Origin of the sequence: Mycobacterium sp. AZCC_0083 (genome assembly GCF_014202335.1) — a bacterium.
Lineage (GTDB): Bacteria > Actinomycetota > Actinomycetes > Mycobacteriales > Mycobacteriaceae > Mycobacterium.
This window is the reverse complement of sequence record NZ_JACHGP010000008.1, coordinates 16,109-39,274: the sequence shown is the minus strand read 5'-3', so window position 1 is coordinate 39,274 and position 23,166 is coordinate 16,109. Positions and strand designations below refer to the sequence as shown.

General features: G+C 63.0%; 11 protein-coding genes. 3 read left to right on the top strand and 8 right to left on the bottom strand.

Annotation, left to right across the window (positions count from 1 at the left end; genetic code table 11):
* Nucleotides 1-214: 214 nt before the first annotated feature.
* The 4 genes from HNP02_RS20145 to HNP02_RS20125 all read right to left on the bottom strand — a co-directional run bounded on the left by HNP02_RS20145 (nt 215) and on the right by HNP02_RS20125 (nt 10,173).
* On the bottom strand, nt 215-1,309 hold the full coding sequence (locus HNP02_RS20145; RefSeq protein WP_184441818.1) for a hypothetical protein: 1,095 nt from the start codon (nt 1,307-1,309) through the stop codon (nt 215-217).
* Nucleotides 1,310-1,354: 45 nt separating this feature from the next.
* Nucleotides 1,355-3,019, bottom strand: coding sequence for an SWIM zinc finger domain-containing protein (locus HNP02_RS20140; protein ID WP_184441816.1), 1,665 nt, complete (start codon nt 3,017-3,019; stop codon nt 1,355-1,357).
* Nucleotides 3,020-3,265: 246 nt separating this feature from the next.
* Complete coding sequence (locus tag HNP02_RS42875; RefSeq protein ID WP_255506731.1) at nt 3,266-3,865, bottom strand: hypothetical protein; 600 nt, start codon at nt 3,863-3,865, stop codon at nt 3,266-3,268.
* Nucleotides 3,862-10,173 carry a DUF4011 domain-containing protein gene (locus HNP02_RS20125; protein WP_184441812.1) on the bottom strand — a complete coding sequence of 2,104 codons (6,312 nt, stop codon included), beginning with the start codon at nt 10,171-10,173 and terminating at the stop codon, nt 3,862-3,864. The genes HNP02_RS42875 and HNP02_RS20125 overlap by 4 nt, the downstream gene beginning before the upstream one ends.
* A 534-nt stretch (nt 10,174-10,707) precedes the next feature.
* Here HNP02_RS20125 and HNP02_RS20120 point away from each other — a divergent pair.
* From HNP02_RS20120 to HNP02_RS20110, 3 genes are all read left to right on the top strand, one after another.
* On the top strand, nt 10,708-11,874 hold the full coding sequence (locus HNP02_RS20120; RefSeq protein WP_309241637.1) for a hypothetical protein: 1,167 nt from the start codon (nt 10,708-10,710) through the stop codon (nt 11,872-11,874).
* A gap of 31 nt (nt 11,875-11,905) precedes the next feature.
* On the top strand, nt 11,906-12,160 hold the full coding sequence (locus HNP02_RS20115) for a hypothetical protein (RefSeq protein WP_184441808.1): 255 nt from the start codon (nt 11,906-11,908) through the stop codon (nt 12,158-12,160).
* A 97-nt stretch (nt 12,161-12,257) separates the two neighbouring features.
* On the top strand, nt 12,258-12,497 hold the full coding sequence (locus tag HNP02_RS20110) for a hypothetical protein (protein WP_184441806.1): 240 nt from the start codon (nt 12,258-12,260) through the stop codon (nt 12,495-12,497).
* Between the two features lie 154 nt (nt 12,498-12,651).
* On the opposite strand, the gene drmC is transcribed toward HNP02_RS20110, so the two are convergent.
* Genes drmC through HNP02_RS20090 form a run of 4 tightly spaced genes read right to left on the bottom strand, consistent with a single transcriptional unit; the run spans nt 12,652 to nt 23,153 of the window.
* Nucleotides 12,652-13,356 carry a DISARM system phospholipase D-like protein DrmC gene (drmC, locus tag HNP02_RS20105; RefSeq protein WP_184441804.1) on the bottom strand — a complete coding sequence of 235 codons (705 nt, stop codon included), beginning with the start codon at nt 13,354-13,356 and terminating at the stop codon, nt 12,652-12,654.
* Entirely contained in the window at nt 13,346-15,394 is a 2,049-nt protein-coding gene (gene drmB / locus HNP02_RS20100) for a DUF1998 domain-containing protein (protein WP_184441802.1), read from the bottom strand. Before drmB ends, drmC begins: the two co-directional genes overlap by 11 nt.
* The gene (gene drmA, locus HNP02_RS20095) at nt 15,394-19,107 is read right to left on the bottom strand and encodes a DISARM system helicase DrmA (protein ID WP_184441800.1); all 3,714 of its coding nucleotides are present in this window, start codon (nt 19,105-19,107) and stop codon (nt 15,394-15,396) included. The genes drmB and drmA overlap by 1 nt, the downstream gene beginning before the upstream one ends.
* Nucleotides 19,107-23,153: a DNA methyltransferase gene (locus HNP02_RS20090; RefSeq protein WP_255506729.1), complete on the bottom strand. Its 4,047-nt coding sequence runs from the start codon at nt 23,151-23,153 to the stop codon at nt 19,107-19,109. Before HNP02_RS20090 ends, drmA begins: the two co-directional genes overlap by 1 nt.
* Nucleotides 23,154-23,166 lie beyond the last annotated feature (13 nt).

Here is a 23,166-nt window from a genome sequence, read left to right as displayed (position 1 = left end):
GTGCACGTCGAGCAGCTCGATACTTACCGCGACCCACGGATCGCCGCCAGTCTTCAGGTGGTGTCGGTCGCTGCACGTCCCGCTGGCACCCGACCTGCCCGAGGCCGTAGAGGGTCGCGATGCACGCGATGCGGCGTGGTGGCCGGATCGCGAAGCGATATCACTAGATCGCGTCGTCGAGATCCCAGTACCTGGCTCGCCTCAAGACATCGCGCTAGTAGCTCGACCTCAGCGCGTCGACCATGGCAAGTGTCGGTGCGGTCAATTCGTCTCGAATCCCGCTCTGCGCGTGAGCGTATGGAATGAACGCGCGTAGCAGATCGGGAGCGTCCAGCGCGACCTCCAACGGAATTCCGTCCTCGTTGTACGCCGCGCCGCCGACCGCTTGCTCGACACGCGCCGAGCTCCACCGCAACGGGTCGCCCGTCCCCGTCTCGAACAGCTCCAGCAGCAGTTCCCGATGGCTATGGTCGGTGAACGGTCCTGCGGAACTGGTCGCGAAGAACTCGTCGCAGAGCTCGTCGTTCGCCTCCCAATCGCCAGCAGGTGACCGGCGTTCACCGCCTTCGGGTAGCCGACCCAGCAGCCACTGAACCAATGCCCTGTAGAGCGGCCAGGTATCGGTCGCGGGTGGGAGGGTCGGCTTGTCGAGCGCATCCTCGATCCACGCCCGCGCGTCAGCCAGACTCATCTCGAAAACGTTCGTATCGGTGCTCGTTTCGGCTACGCGTGCGAGGGTCCCATCGATCGGCTCCGGCACCGCGCCTGCGTCAACAACGCTCGACCACAGGTTGTGATCGATCTCGACCACGACGGTTAGCTCATGGCCGCTGTCGAGTCGCATACCGATCACGAGTTCGTCTACGTCCCCGAAGAGATTGGTTCTGCGTACGGCGCGGTACACGTCGACCCGCGGCAAAGCGGAGATCCATCGCGGCAGAGGCTCGCCTCGTTCAGCCACCTCCTGTCGGCATCGGAGCGCTGGCGCGGCGTCGTCGATGAGAAGTTCGGCGATGACCGCCAGAAGCGCCGTCGTCTCCCGGTTTTGCACACCGATCAAGCCGGTAAGGACCCGATCCAGATGGCTGGTGTCGGGCTGGCCGGACGTCAGCGATATCCGCGGCTCGGGTTTCGCCACGTGGATCACCATGCTGGCCATGCTGAGCATGCTCAGCGGATGCCCTGTCACGGCACCGCGTAGTGCGTCCCTGAATGTCCAGTCGGCGGAACTTTCGCCGTTGCGCTTGCTGGCCCGCCGCTGGCCACGTCGGACCTGTTTGGCCCTGCGGGCCCGTCGTTGGTTGCTCATGTCGCGGACGCTACTCACGGGCAGTGACATCGCTGCCGACACGATTTAGAGCTTCTTGGCGTCCAGCGCCTTCATCAGCGAAGGACGCCGACCGTAGTCCAGGCGGATCTGCGCGATGAACGACGCGAAATCGGCGCTGCGACCGCCTCGTTCATAGAGTTTGGCCATCGTCGACAGTCTCGCCGCGATGTCCGGATAGAGCTTGGAGTTGGGGTACCGCAGATCCTTCTCGAGCTCCGGCCGGTACAGGTCTGCAGCGTCGACGGGCCGAGCCTCCGCCCCACGGTCGGCCAATTCCCGCCACGCCCAGCCGGGGCCGTAGCGATCGGCGGCCTGCCACGCGGCATCGACATCCCCGTCGCTCAGCGAGAGCTGGACCAAGACCGCACCGGCGGCGAAGCGGTCAGATGCCAGTTGTCGCGCGTGGTCCAACGCCCAGGCGCGTTCGGTATCGACGCGGTCGACGCCGGTCGCGAAATCGACGAGGACGCGATAGGCGCCGACCGACGGCTGTCGGACGAAGTCCGCGCGGAGGACGGCGATCGCATCGTCGATCCGACCGAGTCCCTGGTAGGTCCGCGCAACATCGTCCGGGCTCAGCCAATAGGCGTTGCCGCCAACGTGGCTCGAGAATCGCCCTTCGGCAACTGCGCGATCGATCCACGCCACCGCGTCCTGGGTGCGGCCGGCTGCCCGCAGCCGGTCGACGATCGCGCCGTACTGCGGGTGGTCCCGCTCAGCAAGCAAGTGGACGGCCCGGTCGACGTCGCCGTCGTGATCGGCGAGCTCCAGCAGCATGGCGTCGACCTCGAAGCGTCCAACCTGATTACGATCTGCGAGCTTGCGGTCCAGCGCCGCCACCGCCCGGCGGTAGGTCCCGAGTGCGTTCTCGTCGAACGCGTCCACGAAGTCGGCCAAGACCAGGTGCGGCCACCCTGGCGACTCAGCCCGGAACTTCACCAGCCACGTCGCGAGTTTGACGGGGTCGGGCTCGCTCAGCCGGCAGGCCCGCGCGTAGAGGTCGGCGGCTCGCTGGCATTCACCGCCGATCGAGCCCGAGGAGTCGTCAACCTGCTCAAGGATCTTGCGCAGCCGGGTCAGGGCAAGCAGCGATGCCGATCGCGCGACTTCGGCGGCACCACTGTTGACGTGGTCCTCGAGTTCGTCGAGCACTTCACTGGCCACTTCCGCGACCTCAAAGGAACGCCGGTAGTCGATGAAGCCACGAAACTCCAACGTGTTTCGTACATGGGCTTCCAACTCGGCTTTCGCTCGCGAGTCATCACCCGACGTCGTCGTGGCACGAATCTCCAGCAGGCGACGCACGCCATCATCGCGCTGTACGAGTGTCATGACCAGGTCGCGCAGCTCTTCGACGTCCATCGCCTGCACCGCCGCTTGCAGCGATGCGTCGGCCGTACTGCTGGCCGTGTCGTCGACCGCGACCCGACCGGTGTCGATCGCGGCGAGCCCGGTCGCGACCAGATGCTTGCAGAAGTTGCCGTCGGCATGGTGTGGGCAGGTGCAGGACCCGTCGGGGATTCGGCCGGACCAGTCGAGCTCGACTTGGTAGACCTTCTTGGCCTGGACCGATGCGTAGGCCTTGACGTCAGTGATGCGGAGCCCTCGGACGTACCGAACGTAGTCTTCGCCCCGCGCGTAGACCAGATCACCAGCTGCCATGAGGAGCGTCGTTTCGGACAATGGCACGTCACCATGGTGCCGGATGCCGAACCTCGGCTCGACCGCATCATCGAAGACCCAGTACTTGGCGTGCTTAGCACCTCCGGTTCGTAGCTCGATCTCAGCGCGTCGACCACATCGAGTCTCGGTTCTGCGGCCCTCATGGCGGGGCGAGTGCGCGCACGTACTCGTCGCGCGAGAGAACGAGCGTGTTGGTCGGCGTCGCTATGTCGACGTAATCGTGGCCTGGTCCCTCGTTGCTACTCATCACCGTCAAGTCCTCAACGATTTCAACCGCCTTGGCTTGGTCCGCCACACCACGCGATGTTCGCCGAGTTCGATATCGGCTGCGCCCGCTTGTATGACGAAGTGGTGGGTCACCCCGTCATGCTCCAGTTCAGATGACCCTCGCCGTTCGGCGTCTCTGAGCGCGGTGATGAATGTGGTCACCCCAGCGCCATCCATGGCCAGCAACACCACGTCTTCTCCTTTGAACTCTGGAGCAAGTTCTACGCGGATTATGTTCATGCGACTCCAGGTACTCGAGTCGACCGAATCTTCACATCTGGACTTTGCGATCAGAGCGCACACGAACGCCGAGCGCTTGACATTCAACTCGTTCAGCAGCTCCTGCTGACTCAGCTCTCCCTTGTCGCGCAGCCTGTCCCATGCGGCGGCGATCATCCAGGCCGGTACCCGCTGAGGGCCAGTGCCGAGGCTCATCGACCGTTCGGTTTCCACCAGGACACCTTCACGATCCAGGACGACGATCCTGTTGAGCTTCTTGGCACTCAGCGTCAGAATCACTGTGCCCGGACCGACTACCTCCGAGACCTGATCATAAAGTCCATCGCCGAACTCTCTGGGGCTCATGCAGACCCAGTGACCACGACACCCGACGGAAGCCTTCTGAGGTTGCCGCTCGCCAACGCACGGTCCAACGCTTCATCAAGTCGAGCTCCGACATCCCGAGTGATGCGCACCCCGCCGAATATGGCGAGAGCGTCGCGCTTCAGATCATCGGTCGCGATGCCGCCGGACTGCTCGGTCACGATGGCCATGGCGTTTCCGATTTCGACCAGGCTCACCTCCGCGATCGGCCGACCCTCACCCTTCTTCGAGGCTCGGACCATCCGCCAAGTAGCCGGGTGTGTTCCTCTGGGCCAGTAGAAATCTCGGTCGTCACTCCGCATGTATTCGACAGGCACGATTCGTTGAATCGCGCCTCGACGTGCCTCGTTGACCTTTCCGAGGCTGAACGCGCTTGCTACGAGCTTGGCCAATCGATCACACTGAATCGGCGCCTCGGATTGCATGATCGACTCGACGATCTTGAGCACTTGCGATTTGTTGTAGGCACTTCCGATCGCGTCCAATACGCTGATATCGCCGACGACGATTGGCATCCATGCGCTGAAATCCGTCACATTGGCGTGGCGTCGAACGACGACTGGCTGGGGCGGCATAACCGTTGAGGGCGCCGACCTGAACGTGAAGTCCCCTTCAGTCGTGTGAGTGGGCTGCTCGATGGGCGCGGCCGGCATCACCTCGACCGAAGGCTCCAAGCGCCGTAGCTTGGCCACCGTCACCGCTTCACGCAACCGCGTCACGGTCGCCTCTCGTTGATTCAGCCACTCCGGCAACCAAACACGTTCCACGCCGGGCCAATGCAACACACGTGACAACACCTCCACCGGCAGGCCGTCACGATCAGACACCGTTCGACGCTCGTACCATTCGAGTCCATCGAGAAGCACTGCTACCAAGGGCTGGTCGGGCTCGTCAGCGTCAGCGATCACCAGATCGACGCGAAAGTCGGACAAACCTACGTCTGAACTCACGACGAAGCCGCAGTCACGGAGCGCAGCGGCGATGTCGTCCCGATGCCGGTCGATGACCGCATTTCGACGGCCGCCCGATGTGATGGTTTCCACGCCGCGTTGCGCCATGTCGAGGTAAGCCCGCAGATGCTTGGTGCCCACCTGCGTGGTCTCCTCAGCTCGAAGGTCCGCAGGGTCGAAGCTGGCGTAAAGCACCACTTCCCGCCGCGCACGGGTGATGGCGACGTTGAGTCGCCGCTCCCCACCCGGCCTGGACAGTGGCCCGAAGTTAAGTGGCATCACTCCGTTTTCCTTCTTGCTGAACGCCACCGAGAACAGAATGGTGTCCCGTTCGTCGCCCTGGACATTCTCCAGGTTCTTGACGAACAGGCCGTCGGGTTCATCCAGCGCCTGCAACAGGCGATCATCCCCCGCATCGCGTAGCAGATTCTCGATGAGATCACGCTGCTGCGCGTTGAAGGTGATGACACCGATTGACGGCGCGGTCTCGGGTGACTGTGTGAACCGGCGTCGGATATCGGCCACAATCCGATCAGCCTCTACCCGGTTGGTGCGCAACGTCTTTCCACGCCCCGACCGCTCGAACTGCCCTTCGACCCGGATTAGTGAGATGCCGTGGCCGGAGTCCGGAGTCAGCGGCGCAGGGAACGACGCCAGGCGACCGTTGTAGTAGTGGATGTTGCTGAACGCAATCAGCGCTTCGTCCTGACTGCGGTAGTGCCATGACAGCCACTGCTGGGGCACTAGTGACTGCACGCATTCATTGAGGATCGATTCCTCATCGGCGACCACCTGAGGGTTGGCGTCCTCTTCGCCTTCATCGACCGAAGCGCTCGCATCAGCGAAGCTGGTGGGTGGCATCTGCTTGCTGTCACCAACCACCACAACGGATTTGGCACGACCCATCGCACCGATGGCATCAGCGACCCGGATCTGCGACGCCTCGTCGAACACCACGATGTCGAACAGGTCAGCCTGCGCCGGGAAGAATCGGGCAACCGAATCCGGGCTCATCAACGTACACGGCAGGATCTGCGTGATCAGATCCCCGAAGTTGTCCATCAGACTGCGCACGCTCATACCGCCGCGTTTGCGGTCAAGTTGACGTTTCAGCAGCCCGATTTGGCCGCTCTCCGCAAAAGCATCGAAGGTCCGACTGCTGAGCAGCTGGAACGGTATCGACCGGCGGAGTTCGTCGCGAATGGCCGACGAGCTGGTGGTAAATCGTTCAATGGCCTTGTCGTGGGCGGTCACATTGAACTCACCGAGTCCGCTGGCGTCCAGACGTTCGGCGATCGACGTAGCAGCCACCCCGCGGTCGAACGCAAGACTGGCGTCCTCGGGCACAATCTCGCCCGCAAGGATCGCGATTCGCGCATCCTTCATGCCCGCGCGCAGCAGGGGCTCGGCATGCTGGAGAAGTGCCACCCATCGCTCGATGGTCGCAGGTGACTCCAGCCTCCGGGCGCCACGGCCGTCCCACCAGTGCGCGACGAAGGATTTGTCTCTTCGTGGCGCCAAGGCGGTTCCGGTCGTGGCCGACAGTTCACGCCACCCCGTCGCCAAAGCGTGGATCGTGCCAGCGTGGATGCCGGTCTGGGTGGCGGCGTAGAACGCTCGCAGATCCGCAACACGTGGGTCCGTTGGGTTCCTCGACAGCACCTCACCAACCCGACGCATGCCAGCGAGTGTGGCCGTGAGGTGAGCGGCATCCTGAGGGATAAACGGGTTCCATGGACGGTCGAATATGCCCGCCGGCAACGTAGACACCCTCTGCCGCAGGTCAACAACGGCAGCGTGGCTGGCCAGCATATCCGCGGTCAGCGCGGACAGTGTTTTGAGACTGATTGCCGCCGGATCAACCGACAGCACATCGGTGAGTTGGGCGAGAACGGCGCGGCGCCGCTTCTTGCGGCCGAAGAAACCGGACTCGTCGGCAGTCACCGCCGCGGCGTGGATGGCGGGAATGTCCAGGTCCATGGCTGCTGGCGTCGCGCTGGTGGACCATTGCGGCGGATTCTGCAGAGTCGCGAGCAACTGCTCGGTGTTGGCGACATAGCTCTGCCACTGCGGGGTACTTACGTTGTCGACAGCACCCAGTGGATAACGCGGCTCATTGGTCAATCGTGCCCACGCATCGATGACGTCCGCGGAGTCGTACTTGCTCAGCATGTCCAGCGTCACACCGCCTGCATGCAGTTCGGCTAGCGAACCGTCCAACACGCTTGCGGCGGTGTGGATGGCTGCCGGATCGAGATCTGAAAGCGGAATCGAATCAACGAAGGCCCATGGGTGGTCCGTCCGAGGTCGAGCATCGTCGAACTTCTCCGGCAGGGTTCTGAGCGACTGCGCCACCTCGTCGAACAACGTCGTATCGGTATCTGTGACAAGATTTCTCGGCACGTCGAGCGGCAAGACTTCCTGGTCGGCGGCCAATTCGAACGAGCGTGCGGTGTACAGCGACTGGCCGACAGCATTGCGTTCATGCAGGCGCTCGGCATACCGCGACAGGCTATGTCGGCTCGACTCGGCGACCTGCAGCCTAGTGCGAAGCAGGTCGGCGTCGTGGCTCAGCCGGAGTTCCAGCGCATCCTTGATCTGCGCCCGTACCGCCGCCGGACGTGCCGACTTGTCGTGGATGTCCAGCGACAGCTCACCCAGGCCGACGCTCTCCAGCCGCTTCTTCACCACGTCCAAAGCAGCGCGCTTCTCTGCAACGAACAGGACGCGACGGCCGGACGACATGGCGTGGGCCAGCAAGTTGGTGATGGTCTGCGATTTACCCGTCCCCGGTGGCCCCTCTAGAACGAAGGTCCTTCCGTCGACGGCGTCGGCGACAGCGTGCAGCTGCGAGGCGTCGGCGGATACAGGCATAGCGGTGCTGAGCGCGTCGAGGTCACGGTCTCCGACCACGATGACCGGGTCGACGAACGGGCTCTGCGGGCTCTCGATGAGATGGCGAACCAAAGTGTTGCGCGACAACTCTTTCCAGGACTCGTCCAGGTCCTTCCATAGCGGGAATTTGGCAAACTGCAGGATCGACAGGTGCACCGTGTCTTCGACGCGGAACGGCAGCTTGGCATCGGCGATCGCTTGGCGGACGGCGTCGAAGGTGCCTGTGAGGTCGATACCAGAGGCGTCTTCGTCCGGCCGGCTCAGTGCGGCCACTTCCAGTCCGATTGCGGTGCGCAGCTTTTCGACCAGGCAGTAGTTGGGCGTAGACGCGCCAGCCTCGTCGATAGTGATGACGTAACGCTCGCCACGATTAGTGGTGCTCAGCGTTACCGGCACCAGGACGAGCGGTGACCGCAGGGGGCGGTCGTTGTACTGCCAGGCCAGCATGCCGAATGCGAGGTAGAGGTTGTTGGCGCCGGTCTCTTCGCGGATCGTCTTCGCCTTGTTGGCGAGATATCTCAGCTTCGTCTTGTAGGACGCTTCCGTAACGTCGATGTAGGCGCTGCGTTTGTCGGCGAGCAGGGTCTCACGTTCGCGCTCGGGTAGGTCACGGCCGAAGCGAATGCCGCGGGCCACCTCGACGCTATGCACCTCGTCTGAACCCAACAGGTTGACGGGTGCGCCAGCGTTGATGTCGTCCTCGAAGCGACTGAGTGCGGGCGCAGGAACTTCGAGTCGGTATCCGGCGCGGTCGGTGTAGTTGATGAGCTTGTTCCGCAGGCTGAGGTCCAGCAGCGCGTTCTTCCACTGCCCGATGCGCGGCGGAACCGATTCCAACTGTGCGGCTGGTTTATTCGCGCTAGGCGTATATGGCACGAACACCGGACTTGAATCCGGCTTGTACTCTGTTACAACGCTATTGCCGGCCCGGTCGACGCTGCGACTAGGCAGCGGGTAGATCCGCGCACGCCGCGCCTGCCGCACATCGGTGACGCCGAGGATGTTGCTTAGGTCATCGGACAGATGCTTGACGCGCGGAATACGTCGCGCGTCATCGAAGGTCGCGTCCGGTACCGACTGTGTTGCGAGGGTGGTCTCGACGAGCCCGATGTTGACGAGGTCGACTTGGTTGACGACCTCGACCGGCTCCGTGGTGGAGACACTGGCAAGCCCGGCATCGATGCGCCAATACCCGAGGAAGGCGTGACCGCGGAGGAGCCAAACAGTCGAGTTCACGCCGCACTGTTCGAGTACGGCAGCCAGCACCAGTGTGGTGTCCAAGCAGGTGCCCAGCCGACCTTCGAGCACTTCGGCGGGCGTGCGAACCTTCTGGCCGACGTCTCCCCAACTGGCTGGCGGTTCCGCATATCGAATGTCGCGCGCTTTCATGGCATCGAAGGCAGCGCGAGCAATAGCGTCGACGCGTTCGGGGTTCTCACTCTGATAGCCATCGATGGATGAGTTGCCGGTGGCAGTGTTCAGCCGGTCGGAAATGTCGATCATGAGTTCGGCGATGACCGCCGCATTGGGCTGGATGTGGGCAGCCAGGACTTCCATGGCGAGTTGTGGCGGGGTGGCCTTCCACTGGTTGGCGGCCAGGATGCCGACCTCCTTCGCGGCGTAGGCAAGGATCGCCCCGGTGCTGTCGCGGAGCACGACGCGGATGTCGCCGGGGCGTTGTTCATCGACCCGCAGCATCGATTCGGGATCGAGTTTCAGGTCGACGGCACTGAGCACGGTCGGCTGGTGCGCCAGCAGGTCGAGGTGGATCTCGGTGGGTCCGCCGTGGGAGCCATCTGCGCTGACGACATCGATCTCGATGACCGCGCCTTGACGGTCACCTCCGGTGTTGTCGACGGTTATTCGGTCGATCACCGGGATCCGGCAGTGCGCCATGGCGTAGCTGAGGTCGGCAATCGCCGAGATGTCGATGCGCGGAGAGCCAACTGCTGTCGGTCGGGCAGGTTCTAGGGCAGTTGCGGGTGCCGCGTGCTTCGGCGCCGCGGCGGCCGGCGCGACTGCGCCTTTGAGGCCTTGCATTCGCGCAGCCACATCGGTGGCGCCGATGGCCCGCAGCAGCAACTCACCCGAGTCGATCGCCCGGTACGTTTCGGCGTCATTGAATTCACCCGTATGAGCCCACTTATTGCGGACCTCCCGAAGCTCTTTGGCGTAGATCTCGGCTTGCCGAGGCATGGCGCGATTGAAGGGGTATCCGAGGTCGCCGAGGCGCTCGGTCATCGCCCGCAGCATCAACGCGACATCGCTGCTCTGGTATTCGCCACCGCGGCGGCCGTTCGAGGCATCCTTGGCCCGCAGCAGATCGGCCCAGTCGGTATCGGGCGGGAGGAGGCGGTTGAGGACGTGCGCGACAAACGGTGACAGGCCCCCGGCCAGGGTGGTGAGTAACTGCCCCACGAGTTGATGACGGTCAACGGAGTTCACGGCTCACACCTCGACATTCAGGGCTGTTGCGGATTGCGGACGCGACGCTTCTTCTCGGACGACCCACGCCATGACACCGTCAGCCATTCGAAGATGACCCCCAGCTATTATCGTGAACGTTAGTTTGCCGGGCATCGTCGAATCGAAGATTAGCGTAGCTAGCGCTGGGCTGGGTGCCGATGCCTCGTAGTCGGTCATTCTGGAGTTCCGTCCGTCGGGTTCTAATGCCCGCGGAGGCGAGCCGACCAGGATGACAGAGGGCACCGACAAAGCCCGGGATCCGCTTGCTCGCGCAGGTGGAAGCCACACCCCGGTCAACGCTTCGTCGCCTAGACTTCTCAGCGCGAGCAAAAGGAGGCCCAGTTGGCTGGCGATCTCGACCCGGTAGCACCGGCGCCCATCGAGAGGGCGTCCGACACGTTGCCCGCAGCAGCTCAACAAGACGGCGAGATCGCGATTTCCGTGCAGTCCGAAGGGCTTCTGGTCGCGGGCGATCCCACGGAGATCGAGGCGTACATCGAGCGGATCCGCGGTGTGGCGGGTTACGCGATCGACGTCGTCGGCGTGGACAAGGCCGCCCTCGGCAACGCGACGGGGCTCGCGGCGGGCGCGGCATCGTTCCTTGGGCAGACGGCCAAGTTCGTCCAGTTGCACCCAGAAAGCGTCAAAGCGATTCAGAAGGGTCAGCTGATCCCGGGTACCGACGGTTTTTTTCGCATGATGACGCGCGGCGCGGATAAGAAGTTCGTTAGCCAGCTGCAATGGAAGAACGCCAACCTCACCCCGACACGCATGATGTCGCTGCAGATGGTTGCTGTGCAGATGGCACTGAAATCAGCGATCGCCGAGGTCGAGGAATCAGTCCGGCGCGTCGAGGGCAAGGTCGAGGAGGTTTTGCGCCTGGCTCATGCCAATCGTTCCGGCGACGTGCTGGGTGATCGCGTCACCATCGACCGGATGGTCGCCTACCTGGATCGGCACGGCTCGTTCTCCGATGCGGACTGGGACGCAATCGCCAGTATCGGACCATCGTTGAATCGCACCGTCGAACAGCTTCGTCATCATGCCGACCGGACCCTGCGATCATTCGACCCGACCAAGCCCATCCAGGATCGCGCTGAGTTCATCGTCAACGCAGTCGAGAGCAACCAGCTTGGTGAGACGCTCAGCCTGCTGGTAGTCGCACAGGAATCCTTATTCAAGTGGCAGCGGCTACGGATTGCCAGAGTCGAATCCACACAGCCCGACCATCTTCAACAGGTTCTCGACGACGCACGCGACCTACTTGCCCGACAGCTGATCGAGGATGACGCCTTGTTCCAGCGCGCCAGGGAAATGGTTGAGGCTGTCGCAACGACCGAGGCAATCGACGGTTTGCGCTTCTGGTCGGTGCAGAACCTGGAACGCAGCCTGCCGGCATTGCGTCAGGATCTCGATCAGTTCGCGAAGGCGCGACGCGCACACCTGCATGAGTGGACTGAGTTCAGAGCGCCGACGGCACGCGAAGGGGCTGGCGCTGCAGTCGATCTCGTCGGTAACACGGCTGCGAAAGGCCTGGAGGCCGCAGGTGACGCAGCGACGCTCGCGCTTGGCGCCGCGAGCGACGGCATCGATCGAATCACCGAGTTCTTCGGTCGGGCGCGGAACAAGAGCAAGGTGCGGCGCCAGGAGAACGCGAGTGACACCGAAGAGTCGAGCTAGCCACGACCTGCGACACGGCTAGTGTTGCGAAATGGCACGCGTCCGCACGCTCGCGCAAGGTAACCAGGCGATTCGCGCTCACGAAACCGAAGTCGACTGCTTCTACAACGTGATCAACCAACCCGACGGCACACGTCTACTGCATCTGAGCACCTTCGGATCCGACTACCGCCAGTCAAAGCCGAAGAGCAGTCAAACAATTCAGATCGATGAGGACATCGCTCGGGAGCTGATCGACCTGCTCGAATCGACATTCCCACAAGTAGCGCGCCGACCGCGGGATTAGTACAGAGGTAACCCGTTTCGCTTGAGGCCGGCCATTCTCCCGAAACAAATTCAACGAAAGTGTATGCCTCTCCAACGAGGCGAATATTCTCACCAACATGTATCTCAGCGCATATCACATTTCCGAGGATCGACTGCCCGTCGTCGAATCGTCAGCGCCAGCGCGTGGAGAAAGCGGGCGAGAACGACCCGCTTACATTTCCATCTATCCTTTCGGCGAGATGCCAGAAAGCGGCTTCTATCTGGATATGTCGCTCGATGAAGCGGAGGTACTTGGCCGCCACATCTCACAAATAGTCACGGCTGCACGAAACGGCCGCTTTACTCACAACCACTGAACAACTACAAGTAGCAACCAAAGTCCCCTAACGAACGTGAGATCGAGGCCGCACCCCTTGGGTCCCTCGGAGTTCGAGTAGATTTCGAATCCACCGCGAGTCAACGAGTGTCGCCACCGAAGAATGAACGCACATCGATACACTGAACCCGTTGCTAGGCAAGCGAATACAAAGTCCCGCGCTTGCTGGCCATCGTCGACTCGACCGATGCTGCAAGGCCGCTGTCGCGAATAACCAGACCGAACTCGATGTTTCGATTCTCGGCGTTGTAGGAGAAGTTTGCGCTTGTTAGCAAGACGATCTCATGGTCTACGACGATGAACTTGGTGTGACTGACAATCGACTGTCCGTTGGCCAGGCGGGCGGAGCGATACACAGTGGCCCGGGGAAGCCGTGCTTTCACGCCGGTGGAGTCACCTTTTGCGGCGTCAACGTAGACGCACACGACGACCTCCGGCTCTTCGGACGCCGCCTTGAGTGCATCCCACATATTCGACGTGGGCGAGAAGTTGTAGGTGGCACAGGTAACCGAGGAGCGGGCGGCGGCAACCACATCATGAAACTGGTTTGTGAGGTGTCCGGTCGTCGCTTCGTTCCCGGGCATCGTCCAGACCGGTGTGAGGTCGCGATGCGCCGACTTGGCTCCAGCGATTCCGCGAAGCACCGCTACTGACAGTGCTGGTTCGGAGTGTCCGATTCCGGCCGTCTTCAACAGGTTTGCGACTCTGTCGCGCCGAGCGGGGCTTACTGATACGAGTGCGTGCGTGGTGTGCTCGCCGGCGCCGATGAGCACTGCCAGGCTTTCAGCCTCGGTTGCTGTCAGGTACTCCCCCAGCTGTTTCAGCGGATCATCGGACATCAGGGCTCCCGAAGAACCCTGGCACCGGTTCGCCGTGCGCGCTGGGAAGGGTGAGCAGGAATCTGCGATCGAGGAACCGATTGGCCCTCTCACAGGATGTTTCCGAGGCGAAGGTGCAGCAGTGGCACGCCGCTCCATGCAGGAAGTCTTCCGGATCGCTGGGAGTCCGCATCGCGCACAACGGATCTGAGGAGCAACGACCAGCTCGCCGAAGCGCTGAGATCACCAATCCTTGCAGGCGAGAAGGCTCGGACAGCGCGACCAGACCTCCGAGGGTGCCTTCGCTGTCTGAGGCGGTGGTGCAGATCAGTAGCCCGGCCGCACCCTCGCGGTGGGCAGAGGCGGGCCAGCCGTAGATCCGCTCGGTCAGGCTGGCCGCACCGTAGCCGCACGACATTGCCATCTCACGGATCAACACGTGAGACAGGGTGTGCAGCAGCCAGTATCGGGGCGCAGGGAGCCTGGTGGCAGGGTCCACGACCTTCGCGGTTTCAGAAAACCGGCGGAGGAAGTTGCGACGACTAGCGGCACGGTGCGCCGCCCACAGTGGCGTGGTGTAGACGATGTTCTCCCAGGCTTCGACCGCATCGAGATTGAGCTGCAGGAAAACCCCCTCACCGCGGTCTTCGGTCGCGGGTACCCATGTCGGCTTGCCACCCCGGGTCAGTTTGACCAACCGGCCGGGTAAATCGTTGACACGATCCATCTCATCGAGCCGGGTGAACCCGATGAAGGCGTTAACCTTCTTCATTTGATTGACCGCGACGACCCGGCTGATCCGATCCGGAAGCTCAGGGCCGCGAGCCATGTCGGTCACCATCAGTCCGGTGGTGTTCTTCTGCGACGGAAACAACGCCGGCTTCTGTAGGTACTGCCATTCCGGGACCAATAATTCCACCGGATCCCAGTCGTCGCGCTTCTTCTCACGCTCCTCCTCGGACTCCGGCGGCGACAACGCATCGGCGATCGCAGTGAACAGGCCCGCGTTGGAGACACCGGCCAGGTCGATGTTCTTCAGACCCGCCATCGTGCGGATGACATCGACTTGTTCGGCGAACTGTTTGACCGTATCGACGCCGAGTTCCAGCCGGAGTAGGTCACCGAGGGCCTCGGCCTTCTCGGCGTCGGTGCGCGGCATGACAATGATCGATTGCGTTGAGGCGAACCACAAGTTCGACGCTCCCATCATGATCAACGTCGGTTGGGCGCCGCATTCCTTGTCGAAGGCGTTCAAATGCGGGTGACGCCCTCGGCAGGTCTGGGGTAACTTGTCGCGGCCGACCGATCCTTGCGCCTCCGCCATGCCGCGGGTGGTCCCACATTGCGTGCACGCGATCATCGATCCGACGCTCTTGCCGACGTTGGCTTCGCGCATCTTCAAGTCGGGCCGCTCCGCCTTGGCACACGGCCGCCCGCGGTGCGCCCACAGTTCGTACGGGAATTCGTCGAGGTGACCGTTGGAACATGTCAACAGGTGTTGCGCGGGCACCGCGGGGCTCTCCCGCCGCCCTGTCTTCGCACCCGCACGCTGGACGCCGCGCCCGGGACAGCTCTTGTGTGTGAACTGCGCCAGGTCGGGGCGGAACGGGTGGGTGTTGGTGTAGCTGAACCGCGGCAGTGGCCCGAGGTAGTCACATCCGGTGCAGCGCAGCCACTGTGGGAATACTCGGGCCGGAATGCCCAAGTCGGCGCCCTCTTTGGCGAAGGAGTTCAGCTTGGGCTGCCAGGGGTAGGGCCGTAGCGCGTCCACCTGGCTGCCGAGGTGCATGCGGATGACATTGAGCAGCCGGGGCTCGATGATCGACGGGATCTTGTCCCGTCGTTTCCAGATGGGTTCCCAGTCGTCTAGGCCTGCGGGCATCACCGAGAAGCCCGGTAGGTCCATGATTGCGCCCGGCCCGTAGGTGTACAGCAGCGACGAAGGCCGAGACGAGCCGACCTTCGCACGGTTCTTCACCACCGCGTCTTCGGCGTCAGCAAGCGGATCCAGCGTTTCCCCGGGATCGTGCAGCATCACCGCGTCAGTCGTATCGGTCATCAGTCCTCATCCCCCGCTGGAAGGGTCCACCGCGGTGCACCGTCAGGAAGCCGGGCGAACAGGCGGTCGGGAATGGGACTCACCAGAATGTTGATCTCCGGCTGCACTTCCCGCATCGAGTTCGCCACGACGAACGGCGCCTGGCTAGACGACCCCGCATCAGCCCTGGCATTCTCCGGGCTCCTCATCAACGGCTCGTACTTGTCCCCTTCTCCGGTGCGCTCATAGACCAGCGTCTTGTGCGCGTCGCTGGCGCGGTTGGCCGTATCCACCCACCGGTCGATTCGGTTCACCAACCGGTCACTGGCGTACTTCACCGCCGCCTCATCCTGCGCCGCCGCCGAGATCCGCGCCTTGAGACGCGCGGCGACCCGCTCGACCACTGGGCGATACTCCTTGATCCGCCACGCATTGCGCTCCTGCGACAACCCATCGGCGAGAAGCGCCTGAATCACCCGGGCGACGCTGACCAACAGCCCGTCGAGTCCGCGATCCAGCGACGTCGGCGAATATGGCGTCACCGACAACGCCTCCACCTGGGAGTAGAACGTCTCATGGTAGTGGCGGAATTGTTCATAGTGCGCCAGATCGCGGGGACGCGCCCAATTACCCAGAGCCACAACCAAACCCGGACGTTCCGCGTCACGGCCGACACGAGACGAGGCCTGAATGTACTCCGCGGTGTTCTTCGGTTGACCGACCACGAGCATCAGCCCGAGTCGCTGCACGTCGACGCCGACTTGCAGCATCGAAGTCGCGAGCACCACGTCGAACGGGGGGACCTTTCTGGCAGGCACCTTCTTGCCGTCCTTCTGGGCGGCCATCCGAGCGTGGAACGCGGAGGTGGAATCAAAGTCAGGATCGAAGTCCAACCCCAGCCGGTCCAACGTCTCACCGATCTTCGATGAGGCCATCCGTCCGGTGAGCTCGCCCTTGTTGAGGAATCCGTAATCGGTTCCAAGACGCGGCGGGAACCCAGAATCCTTGCGGGGCCGCTTGACCCGGTTCTGCACGTCATCGCCCAGATAGCGGGTCATGCCCGCCAGCTCACGGGTGGCGTTGAAATACCCAACCAGGGTCATATAGGGGTCGGCGGCGAGTCCGCTGCGGTCCAACAGCAACTGACCGGCCGATAGCAGTACCTCGGCGATCCGGATTTCCGCGGCGGCCAAGCGAACCCCCTGCGCACTGACCCCGATATACCGGCGTCCCGGTTTCGTTTTGGTGATGGGAATTTCCTTGGAGAAGTAGGTGTCAGCGACATCGAGCACCTGCGGGGGAAAGATTTCGACGCGACGGCCGTACAGGCCGCGCACCTGTTCCTGCGCGTTCCGGACTGTCGCGGTGGATGCGACGATCAGCGGCCGCACCGGCGTGCCGTCGGGCCGCTCCCAGGAGGCGAGAGTTTCTACCGCAACTTCGAACAGGCCGACCGAGGTGCCCAGCGCCCCGGTGATCAAGTGCAGTTCGTCCTGGATGATCAGGTCCGGTGGCCTCAGCCGACTCACCGGGTGCACGGTGGCCGTGGGGTATCCGGGCACAGCGGGATGCGAAGTGGAGATGTTGCACGCCGCGTAGTCGGGGTGGACGTAGCCGTGGCGGGCGCAGCGCCGCCCGACGTAGCCGAACAGCGCCGCGGCTTCGCCTTCGCGGGCCAGGCGAGCGAACTTATCGACGGTAGCGATGACGAATGCCGGTGTCAGCCGGTAGATTTCCTCGTCCACAGTCAGGATCGGAAGGCCCTCGCTGACCTGACCGCCTTTGGCAAACGGGCAGCGCGCGAGATCGTCGCCGCAGTAGACGAACACCCGCCGCGCCGTAGCATCAGCCTTGACCTGGGCGGCGGTGATCGGGGTGCCACACCACGGACAGCGCTGGACCTGGAGGACGGTCAGCCGATGTGACCCGTACTCGTTGGCCTTGGTCAGCTGCTCGTCGGCTTCCTCGAAGCGTTTCGGGCTAACGTCGGTGCCGACCCACAGCCCGATCCGGAATGGTTCGCTGCCCCAAGTGGTCTCGTCGGCTTGACGCGCCAGCTCGGCCGCGCACACCAACGCGGTCGCGCGCTGGAACTGCTGGGCGGTCAGCAGTCGCAACGTGTAGCGCATCAGTACTGCTACACCGTCGCGGCCATCCAACGGCTCATCAGCGGAGTCGACGACGCCCTGGCGACGGCGGGTCGCGAACGTGTACGCGGCCAGTCCAAGATAAGCCTCGGTCTTACCACCACCGGTCGGGAAGAACAACAACTCGACTCGGGCGAGGTGCTCGGCGCTACGCAGCGGCGCCGCCGGGTCAGTCAACGCAGCGAGCTGCATCAAGATGAACGCGAGCTGGAACGGCCGCCAGGATGCAGCCTTTGCGCCCGCTTCTGCCACCGTGCTTTGCGCATCTGAGATCGTTAAGGAGGGATCCGATGCCCGTAGCGCGGCAACCTGGGAGGCGATGCGCTGATCGCGCATCACACCGTTCATGAACTGAAAGCAACGCAACGCCTCGGCGTCGGCGACCACGTGATCCAGCCCGTCTTGCAGTCGCTTGTGAGCGCGGCGGCCTTCCAGCAGCGCCAAGTCCGCGGTGTCACGCAGATGGTCCGGCAGTTGCGTGACTGCTGTCTCCTGCGTGTCGAGCCAGTCCCCGTAACCGCCGATGAGCGGCTGCAGTCCGGCGCGGACGCTTCCTGCGGTGGCGGTCGCCAGCGCGTCCATAGAAAGCAGTGCATTCTCCACATCGCGCGCTTGCGTTTGCGGTGTCTCGGCCACCGGCAGCCACGTGGTCCACACCGCAGTGGCGCGGCGGGACTCCCTCTTGACTGTCCAGCCCACCGAGCAGGTCCGACCGATCGCATATTCAAGGCGGTTGCGGTACTGCAGGTTTAGCCGCTGCACCTCAAGGTCATGCTCCGGGAAGTTCTGCTCGAGCACATCGCACACCGGTAGGAAGGCCTCCGCTCCCGCGGCGTCAATATGGAGCTTCGTCTGGAACATCCACATCCCGATCGGGATCGGCATCGGTGTCTCGCGGTCATTGCAGAGCGCGATCTCGATGAGCAGACGGTCACACGCCGGGTCGTCGTAGCGATCCACCCGTAGGCAGATGGTGTCGCGCAGCGGGATTGTCGTCATCTGACCCGAGATCAGGTCGGCAAGGCGAATGGTGCGAGGTTCTTCGATGGGGATGCGTTGGAAGTTACGGATCGGCCGTCCTGCTTTGGTGACCTTGTCGGTCTGCACCGACTCGTAGGTCCCCCACGAAGCCGTGACGATGAACGCCTCCAAGTCTGGCGGCACTTGGAATCGCAGACCCATTGACGAGGGAATCATCAAGCCCTGCTTGGGTGCTCGATCCTCGGCATCATCGTCGTTGGCATCGGCTTCGTCCTCGTCGGCCGCGAAAGCCGGAATACCCCGCCCCTCCGTCGCCGCGTTCTCGTCGGCCCGAGCCTCAGCCAGTTCGCCGCGCTCAGCAGTGTCCCCCGTGTCGTCGCCTGTTGCCGTGGCACCGGTGAGCCGCACCGGCGCGATGTGCCCGACCAAGTACTGCGAACGTGGGCTGAACGGCAACAGCTCATCTGCTCCGTGGATCGGGCCGAGCAGCTCTCGCTCAAGAATGTCGACCAAGTTCTCCCGGACCGTGAACGACGAACTGTCCGGCTCGTACGTCAATTCGTAGGCCGAGACCGGTTCCCTCGGCCTCTCCGTGGTGTTGGTCACTACAGCAGTGTCCCTTGCTCATCTGACACGTTCTTGCCAGGCCTGCTCTTGTTTTTCGGTTTGCCTGTTTGCTTGCCTTCCTCCTCGGCAGAACGTCGGTGATTCTCCTCCAAGAGCCGGTCCAGAATCTCCACCCGCGCCGCCGGACTTACGGTCCAACGCTGCATCTGCCGGTAAGTATGGAAATCGTGGTCAAGAACCACATCCGACCAGCCGTACGCATCCATCACTGCCCCGTCGAGTTCGACGTGAATAGCACGCATGCGGGCGATGTCCGGGTCCGAGGCGTCGGTGATCTCAGGGTTGTTGAGGAAGTTATAGAGGCTCGTCAAGCCGAGGCTGCGTCGCAGCATTATCTGTCGGCGCTCCTCGTCGAGGGTTCGGCCGATCTGTTCAAGCCAGTCGGATCCTGTTGGGCGTGGGAAGGTTTCAAACACGTCCGACGGCGTATAACGAACCCGCGTCTCAAGGGTTGAGCCGTAGGTGATTGCCCACAGCTGATGGGGTGATGATGACAGCACCGCCTCATCGGCGCACGATTCCGTGGCGAACACACCGAGACCGTGGCTGAAAACCTGCCCTGTCGGGGCCCGCATTGGCATCACATGTTTGCTATGCAACACAATGACGAGCACCTCGTCGAGACCAGCGGTCGCCTTCCGTAGAGCCGGCCGTTTGTCGCCGTATTGCCACCATCGTTCACGGTGCGCCTTACGATTCCCTTTCTGGCGCTCTGGGTACACGAGACTCTTGACGCGCTCGAAAGGCAGCTTCCACCGAGACGCCGTCTCCAGCGATGCGTCGTTGAAGTCGATGACCCACCGTGAGGCTGAACAGTCGGGGCGCTGGTTCACATCCTCGCCGCCGAGGTAGGGAAAAAGGACCTCGGCATTGCGTGGATCCTCCGCAATCCATTCCTGCGCGTTGTCGGGTTCGAGAACGAATCCCATTCCCAGCACGAAGCACCCGATGAACGAGATATCGGCATTTTCCCTGAGCCGCAGCGGGTTACCAGTGACTCGTCCTTCCGGCTCCAGGAGTGTGGAGATTCGTTTAACCGCGATGTCGTCACTGATATAGGGCACACGGGCGGCTACCGGTCCGACAGTTCCCCACACGGCGGCGTACTCAAGCGCCGCGCTGGCGACCGGCCAGGATCGGCTTTGAATGGCACGGGTGATGGTGAATCCGCTTTCAACCATCTGGTCGAGCCCGACCTGGCGGGTGTCACCCTGGGCGATGGTGTTGGTGGCGATCAAGCCAATGGTTCCGTGGGTGGCCAGTAGTGATTGCGCGCGCAGGAAGAAATAGGCCACCTGGTCAGCGTGCCCCGTAACCCCATCGGCGAGCACGTTGACGAGCCATTCACGGAGGTCGGAGCCAAGCGCCCCAGAAATCTTCTTGCCACCTAGAAACGGCGGGTTCCCGATGATCGCGTCGAATCCGCCTCGATCGACGATCACGTCGGGCGCTTCGATGATCCAGTGGTTGGGAAGCCACCGCCGATAGTCGGTCGGCACGGTCGGCCTCAGGCCGGTATCGATAATTGCATCAAGCATCGTCGAGTTGGGTTGCACGGATTCGGGGTGCGCGGCCTTGACTGCGATCCGCAGGTTCTCGTAGGCCTCGTCGAGCGCCTTGCCTGACTTCCCACCAAGCGGAAGACCAGCCGCAACAACACCATCAGCGATTGTCCGCAGATCAGTTGTGAGTTCACGCAGTTGAGCCAGCTGGCGACGTTTGGCGGCGCTATTACGGGCAGGGTCGTTCTCGTCGATCTCGGAAGCCAATCGGCGCCGCAGTTCCGCCGCCTTTTGGATGATGGCGTCGATGTCGACCTCGAAGATGTCAAACATCTCGCCGGCCGGAACGCGCGAAGGATCGATGTGCAGCTTGCGGAGCTGTCTGCGATCGGTCAATCCAAGTAACGAGTTGCCGAGGAAGATTTTGTCGTCGACGAAGGAGAAGGGCAGGTCGCGGTCCAGGGACACCAGCCATAGCGAGAGTTTGCACATTTCCACGGCCATATCGTTGATGTCTGCGCCGTAGAGACAGTTGGCAACGACCTCTCGGATGGCCCGCCGGTGGAGGTCGGTGCGGTGGGTATTGGCGGAATCCTCAGAGGTCCATGCTTCGATCACCCTGTCGGCGAGATAGCTTGCCGCCGATACGAGGAATGCACCTGAGCCGCAGGCAATGTCGGCGACCTTCAGGCTCAGCAAGTCATCTGACGGCTTGAGTTTCCATTGTGATTCATCGGCCGTCTGGTAGGGGCCGGGGGCGTAGCACAGCGGTTGCAAAGCGTGCAGGACGACTTCTTTGGCAAGCGACTTAGGGGTGTAGTGCGCTCCCGCGTTCTTACGCGAGGGGGTTTCTTTGACCATCAGCCCGCCGGCGAGCACCACGAACGGGCGGCTCCGCAGATCTTGGCGTATCACTCCGAGCCAGGGAAGCACGCGTTCGCGCAAGGCTGGATCATCGCCGACTGCTTGCGCCAGGCCGCTGATCACACTCGGATCTATCTGGGCACCAATGCCTTTGGCAATCGCAGCGGCCGACTGGGGTTTGGCAGAGGGTTGATCGTCCTCGATGTGCGTGCGGACCGCCTCGGCCAGCTTCTTCGGGGTGATGTTGGCCGCGGCGAACCGTTCCAGGTCGGCAAGCGTGATCTCGGGTTCCTCGCCGCGAGTTCCCTGGAGTCCGAGATAGGTCTCAATGACGGTGACGGCTGTGTAACCGAGGAGGCCTTCGTAGATGTAGCCGATCTGTTCGACGTCGATGTCGCGGAAAGAGATTCGACGTGCCTCACCTCCTTTGAGGACGGCCTGCTGCACCGAGCGCAGAGCGTGCAACATCACTCGGTCGGACACGGTGATTGCCAGCGTTCCGTTCACGGTGAGTGCGCTCAGGAACGGGAATCGGGCCGGGTCGAACAGGGAGCCGCCATAGGCGGGCACCCGCATATTCTCGAAGGATGCTCCTCCGTAGAGCGCCTGGCTCGTCGCGAGCAGTCTGTGCCAGGTCAGCGAAGTGGCATCGAGGGCTTCTTCACTGTCGTCGTCTTGTCGGGCTTGCAACCGGTTCAATTCGCGGGAAATCCCGTAGCCCTGCTCGAATAGCTCCCCCGACGGCAGCAGGCCGCGTTCCTCAGCGAAGAGCAGGAACACGATGCGCATCATGATCGTCACCGCGGCCTCATAGCTTTGGTGGGTGTCGACGGGCAGCGGGTTGGGTTCGCCGCGCTGACCGGCATCACGGGCGGATTCGGAGAAAGACTGGATCAGCAGTTCGACCGCATTGCGCACCTGCGCACCCAGGGCTTCGGTGATTTCCTCGGCGGCGGCAACCGACTCCTCGAATAGCAGCGGCAGTCGCTCGCTGGGGTTGCCTCCAATGATGTGCTGACGCGAGATCAGCGCAAGGAAGGCATCACGGGTGCGGGGTTCCTCCACCCAGGTCAGCGCATCCACGGCTCCGGAGGCTGTCATGGCGCCCGGCCGTGCGCACACCAATGCCCACCAGCGTCCGTCGGTGACGATTCCGATCGGAATATCGTTGTCGCGCAGCAGCGCTTCCATCCGGTCGATCGGGGTTGCAGCCCACAGGTCGGAGGGGACTTGACGCAGCGAGTCGACCGGATCGATCACCGACACCAGGGCACCGATAGCGCCGTCGGGACCCAGCAGGGCTGCGTCGGCGCCGACGGTGACCGCCCGGTTTGGTGATTGAGCCGCGATCCCGGCGACGGGTCCCCAGGACAGGAATTCGGCCCAGCCGGCCACGTCGCGCAGGACGGTTTCGACCCATTTGTCACGGGCGATGCGATACGCGTCGTCGGCCGTGTCATCCCCGCCGGTGGTGCGGTCTGCAGCTTCCCAGGCGGTTTCGAAGTCCTTGCGGGCGTATTGCAGCGCTTCTTTGCGTTCGTCGTCGAGGGCGGGCATGCCCTGAGGCCATACTCGTTTGAGTGGTGCGATCGCGAGGAAGGGGCCGTCGGTGTCGACCAGTTCGAGCCAGCCGCGATGCATGTCGGAGACATTGGGCATAGACCGCTGTCGA

Excerpts from the sequence above, each read along its gene's own strand:
- HNP02_RS20145 (WP_184441818.1), bottom strand. The coding sequence starts at position 1,309 with ATGAGCAACCAACGACGGGCCCGCAGGGCCAAACAGGTCCGACGTGGC.
- HNP02_RS42875 (WP_255506731.1), bottom strand. The coding sequence starts at position 3,865 with ATGAGCCCCAGAGAGTTCGGCGATGGACTTTATGATCAGGTCTCGGAG.
- HNP02_RS20115 (WP_184441808.1), top strand. The coding sequence starts at position 11,906 with ATGGCACGCGTCCGCACGCTCGCGCAAGGTAACCAGGCGATTCGCGCT.
- HNP02_RS20110 (WP_184441806.1), top strand. The coding sequence starts at position 12,258 with ATGTATCTCAGCGCATATCACATTTCCGAGGATCGACTGCCCGTCGTC.
- drmC (WP_184441804.1), bottom strand. The coding sequence starts at position 13,356 with ATGTCCGATGATCCGCTGAAACAGCTGGGGGAGTACCTGACAGCAACC.
- drmB (WP_184441802.1), bottom strand. The coding sequence starts at position 15,394 with ATGACCGATACGACTGACGCGGTGATGCTGCACGATCCCGGGGAAACG.
- HNP02_RS20090 (WP_255506729.1), bottom strand. The coding sequence starts at position 23,153 with ATGCCCAATGTCTCCGACATGCATCGCGGCTGGCTCGAACTGGTCGAC.